General features: G+C 72.0%; 16 protein-coding genes and 2 pseudogenes. 1 reads left to right on the top strand and 17 read right to left on the bottom strand.

All coding sequences use genetic code 11. The annotated features are described in order from the left end of the window. The 16 genes and pseudogenes from RIM90_RS17980 to RIM90_RS17905 form a co-directional block, all read right to left on the bottom strand. A pseudogene (locus tag RIM90_RS17980) lies at positions 1-172 on the bottom strand (RNA polymerase sigma factor WhiG); the annotation flags it as partial. A gap of 272 nt (positions 173-444) precedes the next feature. Then, on the bottom strand, positions 445-1,605 hold the full coding sequence (dprA, locus tag RIM90_RS17975; RefSeq protein WP_309061727.1) for a DNA-processing protein DprA: 1,161 nt from the start codon (positions 1,603-1,605) through the stop codon (positions 445-447). Beyond that, entirely contained in the window at positions 1,602-3,221 is a 1,620-nt protein-coding gene (locus RIM90_RS17970) for a YifB family Mg chelatase-like AAA ATPase (protein WP_309061726.1), read from the bottom strand. Before RIM90_RS17970 ends, dprA begins: the two co-directional genes overlap by 4 nt. Position 3,222: 1 nt before the next feature. Next, entirely contained in the window at positions 3,223-3,624 is a 402-nt protein-coding gene (locus tag RIM90_RS17965; RefSeq protein WP_309061725.1) for a YraN family protein, read from the bottom strand. 58 nt (positions 3,625-3,682) lie between these two features. Continuing rightward, complete coding sequence (locus RIM90_RS17960) at positions 3,683-3,991, bottom strand: DUF2469 domain-containing protein (RefSeq protein WP_003965949.1); 309 nt, start codon at positions 3,989-3,991, stop codon at positions 3,683-3,685. 56 nt (positions 3,992-4,047) lie between these two features. Then, positions 4,048-4,572, bottom strand: a complete 525-nt coding sequence (locus tag RIM90_RS17955; RefSeq protein WP_309061724.1) for an NUDIX hydrolase — start codon at positions 4,570-4,572, stop codon at positions 4,048-4,050. Continuing rightward, positions 4,562-5,338: a signal peptidase I gene (gene lepB / locus RIM90_RS17950; protein ID WP_309061723.1), complete on the bottom strand. Its 777-nt coding sequence runs from the start codon at positions 5,336-5,338 to the stop codon at positions 4,562-4,564. Before lepB (RIM90_RS17950) ends, RIM90_RS17955 begins: the two co-directional genes overlap by 11 nt. 66 nt (positions 5,339-5,404) lie before the next feature. Beyond that, positions 5,405-6,379, bottom strand: coding sequence for a signal peptidase I (lepB, locus tag RIM90_RS17945; protein WP_309061722.1), 975 nt, complete (start codon positions 6,377-6,379; stop codon positions 5,405-5,407). Beyond that, positions 6,273-7,358, bottom strand: a pseudogene (gene lepB / locus RIM90_RS17940) (signal peptidase I); the annotation flags it as partial. The pseudogene lepB (RIM90_RS17940) and the gene lepB (RIM90_RS17945), both read right to left, overlap by 107 nt. Further along, complete coding sequence (lepB, locus tag RIM90_RS17935) at positions 7,351-8,091, bottom strand: signal peptidase I (RefSeq protein WP_309061721.1); 741 nt, start codon at positions 8,089-8,091, stop codon at positions 7,351-7,353. The pseudogene lepB (RIM90_RS17940) and the gene lepB (RIM90_RS17935), both read right to left, overlap by 8 nt. A gap of 45 nt (positions 8,092-8,136) precedes the next feature. Further along, on the bottom strand, positions 8,137-8,487 hold the full coding sequence (rplS, locus tag RIM90_RS17930; protein ID WP_106412234.1) for a 50S ribosomal protein L19: 351 nt from the start codon (positions 8,485-8,487) through the stop codon (positions 8,137-8,139). A gap of 135 nt (positions 8,488-8,622) precedes the next feature. After that, complete coding sequence (gene trmD / locus RIM90_RS17925; RefSeq protein ID WP_309061720.1) at positions 8,623-9,456, bottom strand: tRNA (guanosine(37)-N1)-methyltransferase TrmD; 834 nt, start codon at positions 9,454-9,456, stop codon at positions 8,623-8,625. Continuing rightward, the gene (rimM, locus tag RIM90_RS17920; protein WP_309061719.1) at positions 9,456-10,007 is read right to left on the bottom strand and encodes a ribosome maturation factor RimM; all 552 of its coding nucleotides are present in this window, start codon (positions 10,005-10,007) and stop codon (positions 9,456-9,458) included. Before rimM ends, trmD begins: the two co-directional genes overlap by 1 nt. 81 nt (positions 10,008-10,088) lie before the next feature. Next, on the bottom strand, positions 10,089-10,328 hold the full coding sequence (locus tag RIM90_RS17915) for an RNA-binding protein (RefSeq protein ID WP_003973401.1): 240 nt from the start codon (positions 10,326-10,328) through the stop codon (positions 10,089-10,091). Positions 10,329-10,330: 2 nt separating this feature from the next. Next, positions 10,331-10,750, bottom strand: a complete 420-nt coding sequence (rpsP, locus tag RIM90_RS17910) for a 30S ribosomal protein S16 (RefSeq protein WP_309061718.1) — start codon at positions 10,748-10,750, stop codon at positions 10,331-10,333. Positions 10,751-11,166: 416 nt separating this feature from the next. Beyond that, the gene (locus RIM90_RS17905; RefSeq protein WP_309061717.1) at positions 11,167-11,766 is read right to left on the bottom strand and encodes a hypothetical protein; all 600 of its coding nucleotides are present in this window, start codon (positions 11,764-11,766) and stop codon (positions 11,167-11,169) included. A 558-nt stretch (positions 11,767-12,324) separates the two neighbouring features. On the opposite strand from RIM90_RS17905, the gene RIM90_RS17900 reads away from it, so the two are divergent. Further along, positions 12,325-13,179 carry a methyltransferase domain-containing protein gene (locus tag RIM90_RS17900; RefSeq protein WP_309061716.1) on the top strand — a complete coding sequence of 285 codons (855 nt, stop codon included), beginning with the start codon at positions 12,325-12,327 and terminating at the stop codon, positions 13,177-13,179. A 98-nt stretch (positions 13,180-13,277) separates the two neighbouring features. On the opposite strand, the gene ffh is transcribed toward RIM90_RS17900, so the two are convergent. Then, positions 13,278-14,828, bottom strand: a complete 1,551-nt coding sequence (ffh, locus tag RIM90_RS17895; protein WP_309061715.1) for a signal recognition particle protein — start codon at positions 14,826-14,828, stop codon at positions 13,278-13,280. Positions 14,829-14,938: the final 110 nt, after the last annotated feature.

Here is a 14,938-nt window from a genome sequence, read left to right as displayed (position 1 = left end):
CCAGCGGCGAGTAGTGCAGGATCAGCTGTTCCCGCAGCCGCTCGTCTCCCGTCGCCTTGTACGACCGCCACAGCTCGTCGAGTGTCGAGGGAGCGGGCGGCCGCACGCTGCCACCGTCGCGGGCGGCTGGGGGGATCGCCGCCCGGTCGGACCCGGAGGTGTGCTGGGGCATTCGTCGCCTTGTGCCGTTCTGCCGTGGACTGGTGCTGCCTGGGTGAGCCGTCTGTCCGGTGTCGAGTTGCCTGTCCGTGTCGGGATCCTCGTGAGCGTAGCGTGACTGCGGCGTCGCGGTGTGCGAAGGAGCGAGGTGGGACCGGGCGCAGATTCGTTCCGAGCACCGTCCCACCGGGGCATTGCGGTCGCTCAGCGTGATCACCCGGGTGCCCCAACTGACGTATTTTCCAGGGCGTGTCGGGGTTCCCCCGGACGGCCGAACACGCTCCGTCAGTGCGCACCGGGACCGCCGCGGGCCGAGATCATCGCCTGGCGTGTCAACTTCCAGCCGTCGCCGTGTCGTTCGACGTAACCAAGTGCTCGTAGTTCGTACAACCTCGCGATCGCGTCGTCCGGGGTGGTCTGCGCGCCGCGCGCGATGTCCTCCGCCCGGGCGGCCCCGCGCGCCGGCAGCGCGGCGAGGACCTGACGGCCGGCCGGTTCCAGCAGGTCCCGGGGCAGCACCGGTCCCCGGCGTTCCGGCGCGAGCTCGCCCATGTCGCCGACGAGTTCGACGACGTCCGCGGCGTCGGCGACCAGCACCGCGTCCTGCCGCAGGAGTTCGTGCACACCTGCGGAGAGCCCGCTGGTGACCGGCCCCGGTACCCCCATCGTGTGGCGGCCCAGCCGCCGGGCCGCCCTGGCGGTCGCCAGGGCGCCGCTGCGGTGGGCGGCCTCGACGACCACGGTGCCCCGGGTGAGGGCGGCGATCACCCGGTTCCGGAGGACGAATCTGCTCGGCGTCGGATGATCACCGGGTGGCAGCTCACCGATCACCAGGCCCTGGTCCGCGATCCTGGTGATCAGCCCGGTGTGTCCGCGCGGGTAGGGCCGGTCGACTCCGCAGGCGAGTACGGCGACGGTGGCGCCGCCCGAACCGAGCGCGCCGCGGTGGGCGGCACCGTCGACGCCGTAGGCACCGCCGGAGACCACGACCCAGCCGCGTTCGGCGAGGCCGGCGGAGAGGGTGGCGGCCATGTGGGCGCCGTACTCGGTGCAGGCGCGGGCACCGACGACGGCGACCGAGCGCAGCGCCCACATCCGCAGGTCGGCACCGCCGCGCACCCACAGCCCGAGGGGCCGGGCGTCCCCCAGGTCGTCGAGCTGCCGGGGCCACTCGGCGGCGCCGGGGCGCACGAACCGCGCGCCGGCCTCCCGCGCGACGGCGAGATCCCTGCGCGGGTCGGCCCGCTCGGCCCGGGCGAGCAGCCCTGCCCACCGCTTGCCGCTCGCCCCGGGCAGGGGTCCGCCCCGTTCCCGCAGCCGCCGCACCACTGCTTCCGCGCCGAGCTCCCGCACCCACCGCCCGCCGGTCTCGTCCCCGGGTTCGAGGACCCGGGTGAGGAAGATCCGGGCGAGGAGTCCGTCGCCGCCCTCGTCGACGGAGCTCATGCCGGCGCTCCGATGGCCATGGGCACGCCGCGCGGGACGCCGGTGCGCAGTTGCAGCGCGAGGGCGACGTCCCCGGCGTCGGGCCGGTCGTGGCCGGCCAGGTCGGCGACGGTCCAGGCGACCCGCAGCACCCGGTCGAGCCCCCGGGCGGTGAGCACACCCCGTTCCAGGCTCCTCTCGGCGTCGTCCATCGCGCCGGGGGCGGTGTGCCAGCGGCTGCGCAGTTCCCGTCCGGGGACGTCGCTGTTGGTGCGCCACGGAGTGCCGGCGAGCCGCGCGGCGGCCCGCTCCCGGGCCGCCCGCACCCGGGCGGCGACCGTGGCGGTGGACTCGCCGCGGGCACCGCTCGCCGTCAGTTCGGTGCGGGTGACGCGGTCGGCCTCGACCCGCAGGTCGACCCGGTCGAGCAGCGGGCCGGACAGCCTGGCCTGGTAGCGGCGGATCGCCGAGGGCGGGCATTCGCACAGGTCGTTCGTCCGCGAGAAGCGCCCGCACGGGCAGGGGTTGGCGGCGAGCACCATCAGGAACTTCGCCGGGAACCGGACGACGCCCGCGCTGCGCGCGATGACCACGTGCCCGGCCTCCAGCGGCTGGCGCAGCGCGTCCAGGGCGTGGCTGCTGAACTCGGGCGTCTCGTCCAGGAAGAGGACGCCCCGGTGCGCGAGGGACACCGCTCCGGGCCGCGCCACACCGGGGCCGCCGCCGACCAGCGCCTGCATCGTGGCCGAGTGGTGCGGGGCGCAGTAGGGGGCGACGTCGATCAGTGGTTTGCCCGGGGGCAGCAGGCCGGCCACCGAGTGCACCGCGGTGACCTCCAGCGACTCCTGCCGGTCCAGCGGCGGCAGGATCGAGGGCAGCCGCTCCGCGAGCATCGTCTTGCCGGCTCCGGGCGGTCCTTCGAGGAACAGGTGGTGTCCGCCCGCCGCGGCCACCTCCACCGCCGTCCGCGCCGAGAGCTGGCCCACGACGTCCGCGAGGTCGTGGTCGTGCTGTGCCGCGCCGGTGCCGTGCGTGCCGGTGACCGCTCCGGTGCCGGGGACGCGCAGCCCGGCCAGGAGCGGATCGGGGCGCCCCTGCTCATCGGGGACCTCGTCCGGCACGGGCTCGTCGGTGAGCACCGCGATCAGCTGGCGCAGGCTGCGGACGCCGAGCACGGACACGCCCGGCACCAGGGAGGCCTCCGCGGCGGCACACTCCGGCACCACCACCTGCTCGTAGCCCGCGTCGGCCGCGGCCAGCACCGCCGGCAGGATGCCGCGCACCGGCCGTACCCTGCCGTCCAGCCCCAGTTCGCCGATCATGACGATGTCGGCGAGCACCCGCGGATCGATCCGTTCGGCGGCGCCGAGCACCGCGCAGGCGACCGCCAGGTCGAATCCGCTGCCGGCCTTCGGCACCGAGGCCGGGCTGAGCCCCACGGTGAGCTTCTTCTGCGGCCACTCCCCACCGGAGTTCACCACCGCCGCCCGGACCCGGTCCCGGCTCTCCGTCAGGCTCTTGTCCGGCAGCCCCACCAGGGTGAACGCCGCCACCCCCGGTTCGAGGCCGGCCTGGACCTCCACGACCACGCCCTCGACGCCGACCAGGGCGACCGCGCACGTGCGGGCGAACCCCATCTCAGACCACCCCCCGGACGTGCTCGACGACGGGCGCGCCGCGGGCCGGCAGCAGGACGCCGACCAGGTCGATGCGGACGCCGCCGGGCGGCGCTCCCCCGTGTTCCTGGAGCCAGCGTTCCGCCAGGCCGCGCAGGCGGTCCGCCTTGGCCGGGGTGACCGCCTCCATGGGGTGCTGGAAGGCTCCCGCCCTGCGGGTCTTCACCTCGCAGACGACCAGGACGTCCCCGTCCCTGGCCACGATGTCGATCTCGCCGGTCCTGCCGCAGCGCCAGTTGCGCTCCAGGACCGTCATCCCGGCCTGGACCAGCCGCCGTGCGGCCAGCGTCTCGCCGTACCTTCCGAGCGCGCCGCGTGCCCGTTGTGCGTTCATGTCGGCACCACCTCCGGCGCCAACCGTCACGCACCCCGCCCCACGCAGTGGATCTTGGTGGGTAACTCAGCGGTTGTGGACAGCTCCGTCACCCGCCGGGGAGCTCCAGATCACTCTTGTTGAGCTCCTCGATGTTCACGTCCTTGAACGTGAGGACCCGCACCTGCTTCACGAACCGGGCCGGTCGGTACATGTCCCAGACCCAGGCGTCCGCCATGGACACCTCGAAGAACACCTCACCCTGGACCGAGTGCACCTGCATCTCGTAGTCGTTGGTCAGATAGAAGCGCCGCTCGGTCTCGATCACGTATTTGAACAGACCGACGACATCGCGGTACTCCCGGTAGAGCTTCAGCTCCATCTCGGTCTCGTACTTCTCGAGGTCCTCGGCGCTCATGGCATGTTCCCCTTCAGCCGTGCGATCCCCCCATTGTGCTCCAGTCCCGGGAACCCCTAGACGATTTCGGTGTCCAGGGTCACGGGTCCGGCCGGGGGACCTTCGTCGAGCAGCGTGCGCAGCAGCTCGGCGAGTCTGGTCGGATACACCGTCTCATGAGCCCGGGTCAGTTCCGGGCACGTCCACCAGCGCGCTCCGACGACGCTGCGCCGCTCCAGCTCGGTCAGCGCCGTGGCCGCGGTGGCCGTCCGGTCGGTGCGGGCGAGGTAGTACCACTCGTCCTGGTGCCAGCGGCGGCCGGCGAAGGGGAAGGAGCACCGCCGCTTCCACAGCACGGGACCGAGCTCGACGCCGGTGATGCCGGTCTCCTCGGCGAGTTCCCGCAGGGCGGCCTCTTCACGCGTCTCGTCGCCCTCCACGCCGCCGCCGGGCGTGAACCACCAGTCGTCGGCCGGATCGTCCGGTTCGTGGCCGTGCAGCAGCAGGATGCGGTCCCGCGGGTCGAGCAGGACGACCCGGGCGACCCTGCGCAGTCCGCCCTCGGCGAGGTCCTCGGCCACCGGGCCCGGCTCAGCGGACACCGGCGGACCCCGCCTTCGCCCGGGCCCGGGACGCGCCCGTCCGCTGGGCCAGGGGGCCGTACGCGGCCCCGCCGAGGACGAGCACGGCGCCGGCGATCACCATGACGGTGATCGTCCGCAGCGGGCCCGGCGAGGAGAGGGGGCCGAGCTCCTCGAAGCCGGTGGGGGCCGGCAGCATGCCGTCCATCGGCCAGACCACGGCGTCGACCCGGGCCTGGACGGCCCCGCGGGACACGGTGCCGTTCGCGGCGTCGGCGAGATGGGCGGTGGAGTCGACCGAGCCGGAGCGCTCGTCGCCGAGCAGGAACAGCCGTCCCTTCGGCACGGTCACCTCCGGGAAGTTGTTGAACCCGGTCGCCGTGTCCTCGGGGAGGTACGGTTCGTCGATCTCCTTGCCGTTGACCGTGAGCCTGCCGTCCTGGCAGCAGGAGACGGTGTCGCCGCCGACGGCGACCACCCGCTTGAGGATCGGGGCGTTCGCCCAGCTCTCGTCCTCGAAGACGACGACGTCACCACGGCGGACGTCACCGCCGTCGATGCGCTGGGCCAGCACGCGGTCACCGGAGCCGATCGTCGGCGCCATCGACGTGGTGGGCACGGTGTACGGCCGGTACACCACCGCCGCCCAGACGAAACCGCCGAGGAACAGGGCCAGACCCAGGGCCACGGCCAGTCCGGACAGCCGCTGCCCGGTCCGGCCGCCCGCCGGGCCCGGGCCCGCGCCGCTCCCGCGGGGGGCCGTGTGCGTCGTGCTCTGACCACTCATGGGCCGCACCCTACCCGGCGGTACCAGACCGGGTCAGCCCTCCCGGGACGGTCTCTCGGGGGTCGCTCAGTGACCGCCGCCGCTCCGCCTGCGGCGCAGCAGCACCAGCGGCACCGCGCCCGCGAGCGCGAGTCCCTGCGGCGCGACCGACAGGGCCGCGGCCGCCGACACCTGCGTGTCCAGACCGGACTGGTCGAAGGTGTCCGGGACCGGCAGGTTGTTCCAGCGGTTGATGGGCCAGGCGATGACGACGGCACGGCCGACGACCTTCTCCACGGGGACCATGCCGTTGTTCTTGTCGGCCCGGTTGTACCGCGAGTCCCGGGAGTTCTGCCGGTGGTCGCCCATCACCCAGATGTGGCCCTCGGGAACCTCGACCTTGAACTGGCCGCCCTGGTCGTCCTGGCTGCAGGGTGTGTTGCCGGGGTAGACGTACGGCTCGTCCAGCGCCTTGCCGTTGACCTTCAGCGGGCCGGTGCCCTTGCACTCGACCGTGTCACCGCCGACCCCGACGACCCGCTTGATCAGGTCCTTCTCCTCCGCGGACGGCATCAGACCGATCCAGCTGAGGACCTTCTGCAGGGCGTTCGGGGTGGGCGTCGGCTCGCCCGCCAGCCAGTTGTCGGGGTCGTGGAAGACGACGACCTCACCGCGATCGGGCTCGGAGCCGAACCAGGGGGTGAGCTTGTCGACCAGGACGCGGTCACCCTGCTGGAGGGTGTTCTGCATCGAGTCGGACGGGATGGAGAACGCCTGCACCAGGAACGTCTTGATCAGCAGCGCCAGCACCAGCGCGATGCCGACCAGGATCGGCAGTTCCTTCCAGAAGGAGCGGGGCTTCTTCGCCTGGGGGGCGCCGTCGCCCGCTCCCCCTTCCGCCGTGGGGGGCTGCCGGTCCCCGGGCCCGTCGCCGCCACCCGCCGGGTCGTGATGCCCGGAGGTCACGGAGCCGTCCGCAGCCGGGTACGCCGCTTCCACGCCACGCCCGCGCCGCTCCTCGCCCTCGTGCCCGGACCGCGCGCCAACCGCCGCATCCCCCACGCCAACTCCTTACTCTCTGCCGCCGCCCGCGCCATGCGCGACGCAGGCCCACCACTCCCATAACGAGCGGGAGTTCCGCAGGGCTCGGGAGCTGAACCATTCCGTTCGGATCGTCCGGGGCAACCCTATGCGACAGTTCGGCGGCAGCGGTCGACCCGGACGTCGAGTCCGACACGGACGCGTAGGTTTTCGGCTCCTCCAGCGTGCTCCAGTGGCCGAGCGGCCAGGCGATGACCATGGCCCGGCCCACCACCTGGTCCTCGGAGACGGTGCCGCCGTAGTCGGTGTCCTGGTGGGAACGGGAGTCGGCGGAGTTCTCCCGGTGGTCGCCCATCACCCACAGCCGCCCCTCGGGGACGGTGATGTCGAACGGCGTCGCGGACGGGGCGTCGCCGGGATACAGGTAGTCCTCGTTCAGGGGAACGCCGTTGACGGTGACCCGGCCCTGCGCGTCGCAGCACTGGACGCGGTCGCCACCGACCCCGACGACCCGCTTGATCAGGTCCTTCTCGTTGTCGGACGGCAGCAGACCGATGAAGGTGAGCCCGTCCTTGATCTGCTTGATCCCGACGGGATCGTCCTTCTTCGGCGTGGTCCGCTCGTCCTGGAGCCAGCCACCGGGGTCCTTGAACACGACGACGTCCCCGCGCTGCGGCCTGGAGCCGAACCACGGGGTGAGCTTGTCGACGAGCACCCGGTCGCCGATCCGGATCGTCTGCTCCATGGAGCCGGACGGGATGACGAAGGCCTGGACGAGGAACGTCTTCAGCACCAGCGCTATCAGGAGGGCGACACCGACGAGGAGGGGGATCTCCTTGACCGCGCTGCGCCTGCGCCGCCGTTTGACCTTGCGCTGGAGCTTGCGCCGCTCGGCGCGCGTGCGCCCGCCGGCCGGGCGGGGCGCACGGCGGGAGCCGGTGGGCAGCAGGTTCTCCGCGGCCTCGGCCGGGACGCCGCGGGGGCGGCCGCGGTTACCCATGGGCGCCCTCCGCCGGGTGCGCCGCGTCCGCCTCCGCGGCGGGCACGCGCGCGTAGGCGTCGGGGCGGTGCAGCCGGGTGGCGTGGTCGAGGGGCCAGACGATCCAGTCGGCGCGGCCGATCACGTCACGGACCGGGATCATGCCGCCGCCGGGCGACCCGAGGTGGTCGCGGGAGTCGCTGGAGTCGCCGCGGTGGTCACCCAGCACGAACAGGCGCCCGTCGGGCACGACGACGTCGAAGGACACCGTGGAGGGACTGTCGCCGGGGAACAGGAAGCCCGACTCGTCGACCGACCGGCCGTTCACCCGGATCCTCCCCCCCTCGTCGCAGCAGACCACGCGGTCTCCGCCCACCCCGACGACCCGCTTGATGTAGTCGGCCTCACCGAAATACCCGGTGCCGTCGAACACCACCACGTCGCCGCGGTGCGGCTCGGCGCCGAATCGGTACGCCACCTTGTTTACGAGAACGCGGTCGCCGACCCTCAATCCGGGTTCCATGGAACCGCTGGGGATCTGGAACGGCCGTGCCACGAACGTGTTGAGCGCCAGCAGGAACAGCAGGCAGAGCAGCAGGGTCAGGGTGACCCGTCCGCCGGGGAGCCATCCCGCCACGCGCGGCACCAACGCGGAGCGCGACCGCCCCTCCGGGCCCGGCGTCCCCGAGGTCTCCTCGGATGCGGCCGGGCGGGAGGAGCGATCGCGCTCCGTCGGCTGTGCTTCGGTGTCCATCGGGGCCAGATGCTATCCGGCCGCGGCACGACGCCGGTAAAGCGCTCAGTTCTCGCGCTTCTCCTTGATCTTCGCCGCCTTGCCGCGCAGCTCGCGCAGGTAGTACAGCTTGGCGCGACGGACGTCACCCTTGGTGACGAGCTCGATCTTCTCCACGATCGGGGTGTGCACCGGGAAGGTGCGCTCGACGCCGACGGAGAAGGAGACCTTGCGGACCGTGAAGGTCTCGCGCACGCCGGAACCCTGGCGACGGATCACCACGCCCTTGAACTGCTGCACACGGGAGCGGTTGCCCTCGATGACGCGCACGTGGACGTTGACGGTGTCGCCGGGGCGGAAGTCCGGGACGTCGCTGCGCAGCGACGCGGAGTCGACGGAGTCGAGCAGGTGAGACATTTCGTCTGCTTTCTTCGCTGATGCCGCAGGTCATCAACGGCAACTAGGGTTTCGTCAATCTCGGGTGTGCGGTGCGGGGCGGGCGTCGTGTCCCCCTGCGGCAGGGGCGCACGCCGGACGGCGCACAACAGCGGCCTATTCTTCCACGCCGCCGGTCCTGCGCCAAAATCGGCCGTACGGCTCCCCCGCCGGGTCCGGTTCCCAGCCCAGGACGGACAGCATCTCGCGGTCCTTCTTGTCGAAGGCCTTGGGGTCGCAGCGTTCGATCAGGTCGGGCCGGTTGGCCGTGGTGCGCCTCAGCGCCTCGTCGCGCCGCCAGCGGGCGATCTTCCCGTGGTGACCGCTGAGCAGCACCTCGGGGATCTGCCGGTCGCGCCAGACGGGCGGCTTGGTGTAGACGGGGCCCTCCAGGAGGCTTGCCATGGCGCCGGGTGCGAAGGAGTCGTCCCGGTGCGATTCGGCGTTGCCCAGGACTCCGGGGAGCAGCCGTGCCACGGCCTCGGTGACGACGAGGACGGCCGCCTCGCCGCCGGCCAGGACGTAGTCGCCGATGGACACCTCGTACACCGGCATCCGGGTCGCGTACTCGTCGACGACGCGCCGGTCGATGCCCTCGTAGCGGGCCGGGGTGAAGATCAGCCAGGGGCGCTCGGAGAGCCGGACCGCGAGTTCCTGGGTGAAGGGGCGGCCGCTGGGGGTGGGGACGATCAGGGCCGGTTCGCGGGAGCCGGTCTCGTAGCCGTCCGCCAGGACCGAGTCGAGGGCGTCTCCCCAGGGCTCGGTCTTCATCACCATGCCCGGGCCGCCGCCGTACGGGGTGTCGTCGACGGTGTTGTGCCGGTCGTAGGTCCAGGAGCGCAGGTCGTGCACGTGCACGTTCAGCTGCCCGCGCGCGCGTGCCTTGCCGACGAGGGAGACGTTCAGCGGTTCGAGGTACTCGGGGAAGATCGTGACGACGTCGAGCCGCATTACGCCTCGTCCCCGGTGTCCCGTGCGGAGGCGATCTCGGCGCGGTCGTCGATCAGGCCGGGCGGCGGGGCGATGACCGCGCGCTGCTCCTCCAGGTCGATCTCGGTGACGATCTCCCCGACGAACGGCACGAGCACCTCGCTGCCGTCGGGGCGCTCGACCACGAAGAGGTCCTGGGTGGGCAGGTGCGAGATCTCGGTGATCCGGCCGACCTGCTCGCCGTCCTCGGTGACGACGTCGAGGTCGATCAGCTGGTGGTCGTAGTACTCGTCCTCGCCCTCGGGCAGTTCCTCCGGGTCGATCTCGGCGATCAGGAGGGTGTTGCGCAGGGCCTCGGCGGCGTTGCGGTCGCGTACGCCCTCGAAGCGCAGCAGAAGGCGGCCGCTGTGGACGCGGCCCGTCTCGATGGTCAGCGGACCGGCCGAGGCCGGCTCGGTGGCCAGGACGGCGCCGGGGGCGAGCCGCAGTTCGGGCTCGTCGGTACGGACCTCGACGGTGACCTCGCCCTTGATGCCGTGGGCGCGGCCGATGCGCGCGACTACCAGCTGCACGGTGCTTTTTTCTCCTGGTCTACGACTACGGGCCGGGGAGGGCCCTCAAGGCCCTCCCCGGCCCGAGCCGGTTGCGATACGTCAGCGGACGTGGTCCACGTCGACGAGGTCGACACGGACACCGCGACCGCCGATGGCGCCCACGACGGTACGCAGAGCGCGTGCGGTGCGGCCGTTGCGACCGATCACCTTGCCGAGGTCGTCCGGGTGGACCCGGACCTCGAGCACACGTCCGCGGCGCAGGTTGCGCGAGGCCACCTGCACATCGTCAGGGTTGTCGACGATGCCCTTCACGAGGTGCTCGAGAGCCTCCTCGAGCATGCTCAGGCCTCGGTCGACGCGGACTCGGCGGCGGCCTCGTCCTTCTTCTCAGCCTTCTTCTTCTGGGTGATCGCCTCACCCTTGCCCTCGTCCTCGCCACCGAGCGCCTCGAACGACGGGCGCTCGGGCTTCCCGGCCGGCTCCAGCAGCGGCGCCGGGGCGGGCTCGCCCTTGAACTTCTGCCAGTCGCCGGTCTTCTTCAGGATGGCGAGCACGGGCTCGGTCGGCTGGGCGCCGACGGAGAGCCAGTACGCCACCCGCTCGGAGTCGACCTCCATCACCGACGGGTTGTACGTCGGGTGGTACTTGCCGATCTCCTCGATGGCCCGGCCGTCACGGCGGGTACGGGAGTCGGCGACGACGATGCGGTAGTGAGGCGAACGGATCTTGCCCAGACGCTTCAGCTTGATCTTGACTGCCACGGGAGTGGGATCTCCTGGATTTGACGTGGTTGGGCACGGCGAGAGAAGCCGCGTGGGGTTGCGGTACCCGAGTGCCCGATGGACGCGTCAGCCGGAGGAGAGAGGGGTCCTGTGCGGCTGTCGAGTACAGCTAGCCATTGTGCCATACCCGCGGGTCGCCCGGGACCGAGGGGGCGTGGGGCCGGGCATGCCCGAGGGGCACCCGGCGTCCTGGTGACCACACGTCGGATGCGCGGCCCGGCGTCACGGGATGCCTCCCCCGCTCTCGGCTCCGCTCGGGCGGGCCCCCGTCGCCCGCCCGTGCCGCTGTGGGGCTCCCACCGCTCGAAGGGCTCCCGGGGGGAGGCACGACTGCCCGCGGCCGTGACGCGATCCACGGCACCCCTCTTCCGGCACCCACGAAATGCCGGAGTCGGTCAGCTCGCCGCTCCCACGACCTCCGGGATGCGGAAGGGCTTGCCGCAGCCGCCGCAGACGATGGGGGCCTGGGCCAGGACCGACGGGACGACGCGGACGTTGCGGCCGCAGTCGCAGACGGCCTTGACCCGGACGCCGCCACCGGAGGAGCCGTGCCGGGCGGCCGGGCCGCGGAAGCTGCGGGCGGTGTCGCCCGTGGTCGCCGCGGAGTGCGCCTTCAGGGCGCGCTGCAGGCGTTCGATCGTCGGGCGGTAGCGGCGCTTGGCCTCGGGAGTGAGCGTGACCAGTGAGAAGCCGCTGCTGGGGTGCGGTTCCTCGGGGTGGTCCAGGCCCAGCTCCTCGGCGATGGCGAGGAACCTGCGGTTGTGGTAGCGGCCGGCGCGGGATGTGTCGCGCACGCCGCGTGCGGCGGCGACGCCGTGGACTGCCTCGTGCAGCAGTCGTTCGAAGGAGAGTTCGTGACCGCACGCGGACGACGACTCCCCGATCAGGGACTCGGGCGCGGCAAGATCGGGCAGCTCGGGGTGGTACCGCTGAATGTCGGCCCACGCCTGCGCCAGCTCTGCGGCGAGAACAGGTGGTGTCTGTGTCGTGCTCACGTAACGGCAACGAGCCGGGGTGCCTCTGTGTTCCGATTCCGGGGCATCCCAAATAATTTGCACGTACCCGTCAGTTGCCGCTGATGCGTCCCGACGAGGGCGGGTGCGCTGATCTGCGGAGAAGCCTCGCAGCTCACCGCAAGGTGGTGCGTAGGCTGACGTACGGCCCGGCGCGTACGCGGCGTCCGCGCGCCGGTGCGACGGGGACCCGCTGGTGCGCAAGAGGCGTTTTCGGCCGCTCTCGTGACGGAAGCGCCCGGCCCGGCCGGCACGCCCCCGGACCGTGACGCTACCGGGTGCTCCGTCGGCACCTCGCACCGCCCCACACCGACCCGCACCGACCCGCACCGACCCGCACCCGGCGGGATCACGCGGCCCGGATTGCCGGAATGTGAATTCTTGCCACTGGCACGAGCAACCACCAAACCGCCGCCCCCTTCCACTGGACGGCACGTCGCGGGCGCAGTTTCCTGGCATACGGAGGAAGTGCGAGCGCACTGCACGGGGGCCAGGGAATCAGGCACTGCGGCAACTCTCGGCTGATTGGGGCGCTTACCTATGACACCTACGCTCGTGCGGCAGCACCCGCCTCACGCGGGGGACGTCCCCCGCGTGGACCCGCGTGCACGCGCGCGTGACTGGTCCGAGATACAGGAGCGGATGCTCGTACCGCTCTTCGAGGCCGTCTACGAGCGGCTGGACGTGGGTCCCGCGACGCGTCTGCTCGGCCTCGGCTGCGGTTCCGGACTGGCCCTGCTGATGGCGGCCTCGCGCGGTGCCACGATCACCGGTGTCGACACCTCCGCCGACCGGCTGGCCCTCGCGCGGGAGCGCCTGCTGCCCGACGAGCGGGACACGCACGCGCGGACGGACACCCGGATCGTGGACGGCTCACCCGCGGACACGGCCCGCGCGGACACGCCCCCGTACACCGTGCTGACCGCCTTCGAGCCGATCGGCTGTCTCGCGGGGGACGCGGAAGGGCTGGGTGAGCTGCTCGCCGAGGCGACACCGCTCGCCGAGCGCGGAGCGGCCGTGGTGCTGGCCGGCTGGGGTCCGCCGGAGCGGTGCGCCACGACGTCCGTGCTCCGGGTGGCCACCAAGCTGGCGGAGCCGCTGCGCGCCGCGGGCGCCTGGCGCCCCGCGCACCGCGACGACCTGGAACAGGTCGCCCAGCGGGCGGGTCTGAGGCCGGACGGCTCCGGACGGGTGGCCTGCCCCTTCGGCTACGCCGACGTGGACAGCGCGGTGCGGGGCCTCAAGTCGACGGGACTGTTCGACCCGGCGATCACCGCCACGGACCAGGTGCAGGTGGACAAGGAGCTGGCGGAGGCGCTTCATCCGTACCAGCGGCGGGACGGCACCGTGTGGATGCCGAACGTGTTCCGGTACCTGATCGCGCGGACGGCGTGAGGCCGGCGCCCTGACCCCACCGCGTCCGGGACCGCCGGACATGCCGCCGGGGCGCCCCTCGTGCGAGGAACGCCCCGGTCGCGGTCCCGGCGGAGGCGTCAGCCCATGAACTTCTTGAACTCGTCGGGAAGCTCGAAGTCCTGGCCGCCCTGCTGCGGCAGCCCGAAGGCGCTGCCGCCCTCCGCGGCGGCGGCGCGGCGCGCGGCGGCCTCCTGCTCCTGCTGCTTGCGCTTCATCGGGTTGCCGGAGCGCTGCTTGCCCTTGGCCTGCTTCTGCTTCTTCTTCTGCCGGCCGGGACCGCCGCCCATGCCCGGCATCCCGGGCATCCCCGGCATGCCACCGCCCTGGGCCATGCGGGACATCATCTTGCGGGCCTCGAAGAACCTCTCGACCAGGTTCTTCACCGCGCTGACCTCGACACCGGAGCCCTTGGCGATGCGGGCGCGGCGGGAGCCGTTGATGATCGTCGGGTCCTGGCGCTCGGCGGGGGTCATCGACTTGATGATCGCGGCGGTGCGGTCGACGTCGCGCTCGTCGAGGTTGTTGATCTGGTCCTTGATCTGGCCCATGCCCGGGAGCATGCCGAGCAGCTTGGAGATGCTGCCCATCTTCCGGACCTGCTCCATCTGGGCCAGGAAGTCGTCCAGGGTGAAGTCCTGGCCCTTCTTGGACGCCAGCTTGGAGGCCATCTTCTCGGCCTCTTCCTGGCTGAACGTCTTCTCCGCCTGCTCGATCAGGGTGAGCAGGTCACCCATGTCGAGGATGCGGGAGGCCATCCGGTCCGGGTGGAAGGCGTCGAAGTCGTCGAGCTTCTCGCCGTTCGACGCGAACATGATCGGCTTGCCGGTGACCTGGCGGATCGACAGGGCCGCGCCACCGCGGGCGTCGCCGTCGAGCTTGGAGAGCACCACGCCGTCGAAGCCGACGCCGTCGCGGAAGGCCTCGGCGGTGTTGACCGCGTCCTGACCGATCATCGCGTCGACGACGAACAGGATCTCGTCGGGCGAGACCGCGTCCCGGATGTCCGCGGCCTGCTGCATCATCTCCTGGTCGATGCCCAGGCGGCCGGCGGTGTCCACGATCACGATGTCGTGGACCTTGGTCCGCGCGAACTCGATGGAGTCCTTGGCGACCTTCACCGGGTCGCCCACGCCGTTGCCCGGCTCGGGCGCGTAGACGGCGACGCCCGCGCGCTCGGCGACGACGCTCAGCTGGTTGACCGCGTTCGGGCGCTGGAGGTCGGCGGCGACCAGCACCGGGGAGTGGCCCTGCTCCTTGAGCCACTTGCCGAGCTTGCCCGCGAGGGTGGTCTTACCGGCACCCTGCAGACCGGCCAGCATGATCACGGTCGGCGGCTGCTTGGCGAAGCGCAGTCGGCGGGTCTCGCCGCCGAGGATGGTCACCAGCTCGTCGTTGACGATCTTGAGGACCTGTTGGGCCGGATTCAGGGCCTTGGAGACCTCGGCGCCGAGGGCGCGCTCCTTGACGTTCTTGATGAAGGAGCGGACGACCGGCAGCGCCACGTCCGCTTCGAGGAGCGCGATACGGATCTCGCGCGCCGTGGCGTCGATGTCCGCCTCGGACAACCTGCCTTTGCCGCGGAGGTTTTTGAAAGTCGCGCTGAGGCGGTCGGAGAGGGTATCGAACACGGTGGCGTCGGTCCTCGAAGTCGGGGGCGGAACTGGGCTGCCCTCCAGGGTATCCGGCCCGGCAAGCAAATCGCCCCCGCCCGCTCGGCCGGCGGGCGGGGGCGGGTCCC

The organism is Streptomyces sp., assembly GCF_031181555.1.
GTDB classification, from domain to species: Bacteria; Actinomycetota; Actinomycetes; order Streptomycetales; family Streptomycetaceae; genus Streptomyces; species Streptomyces fimbriatus.
The sequence above is the reverse complement of the archived record's forward strand: the minus strand, read 5'-3'. Positions and strand labels throughout refer to the sequence as shown.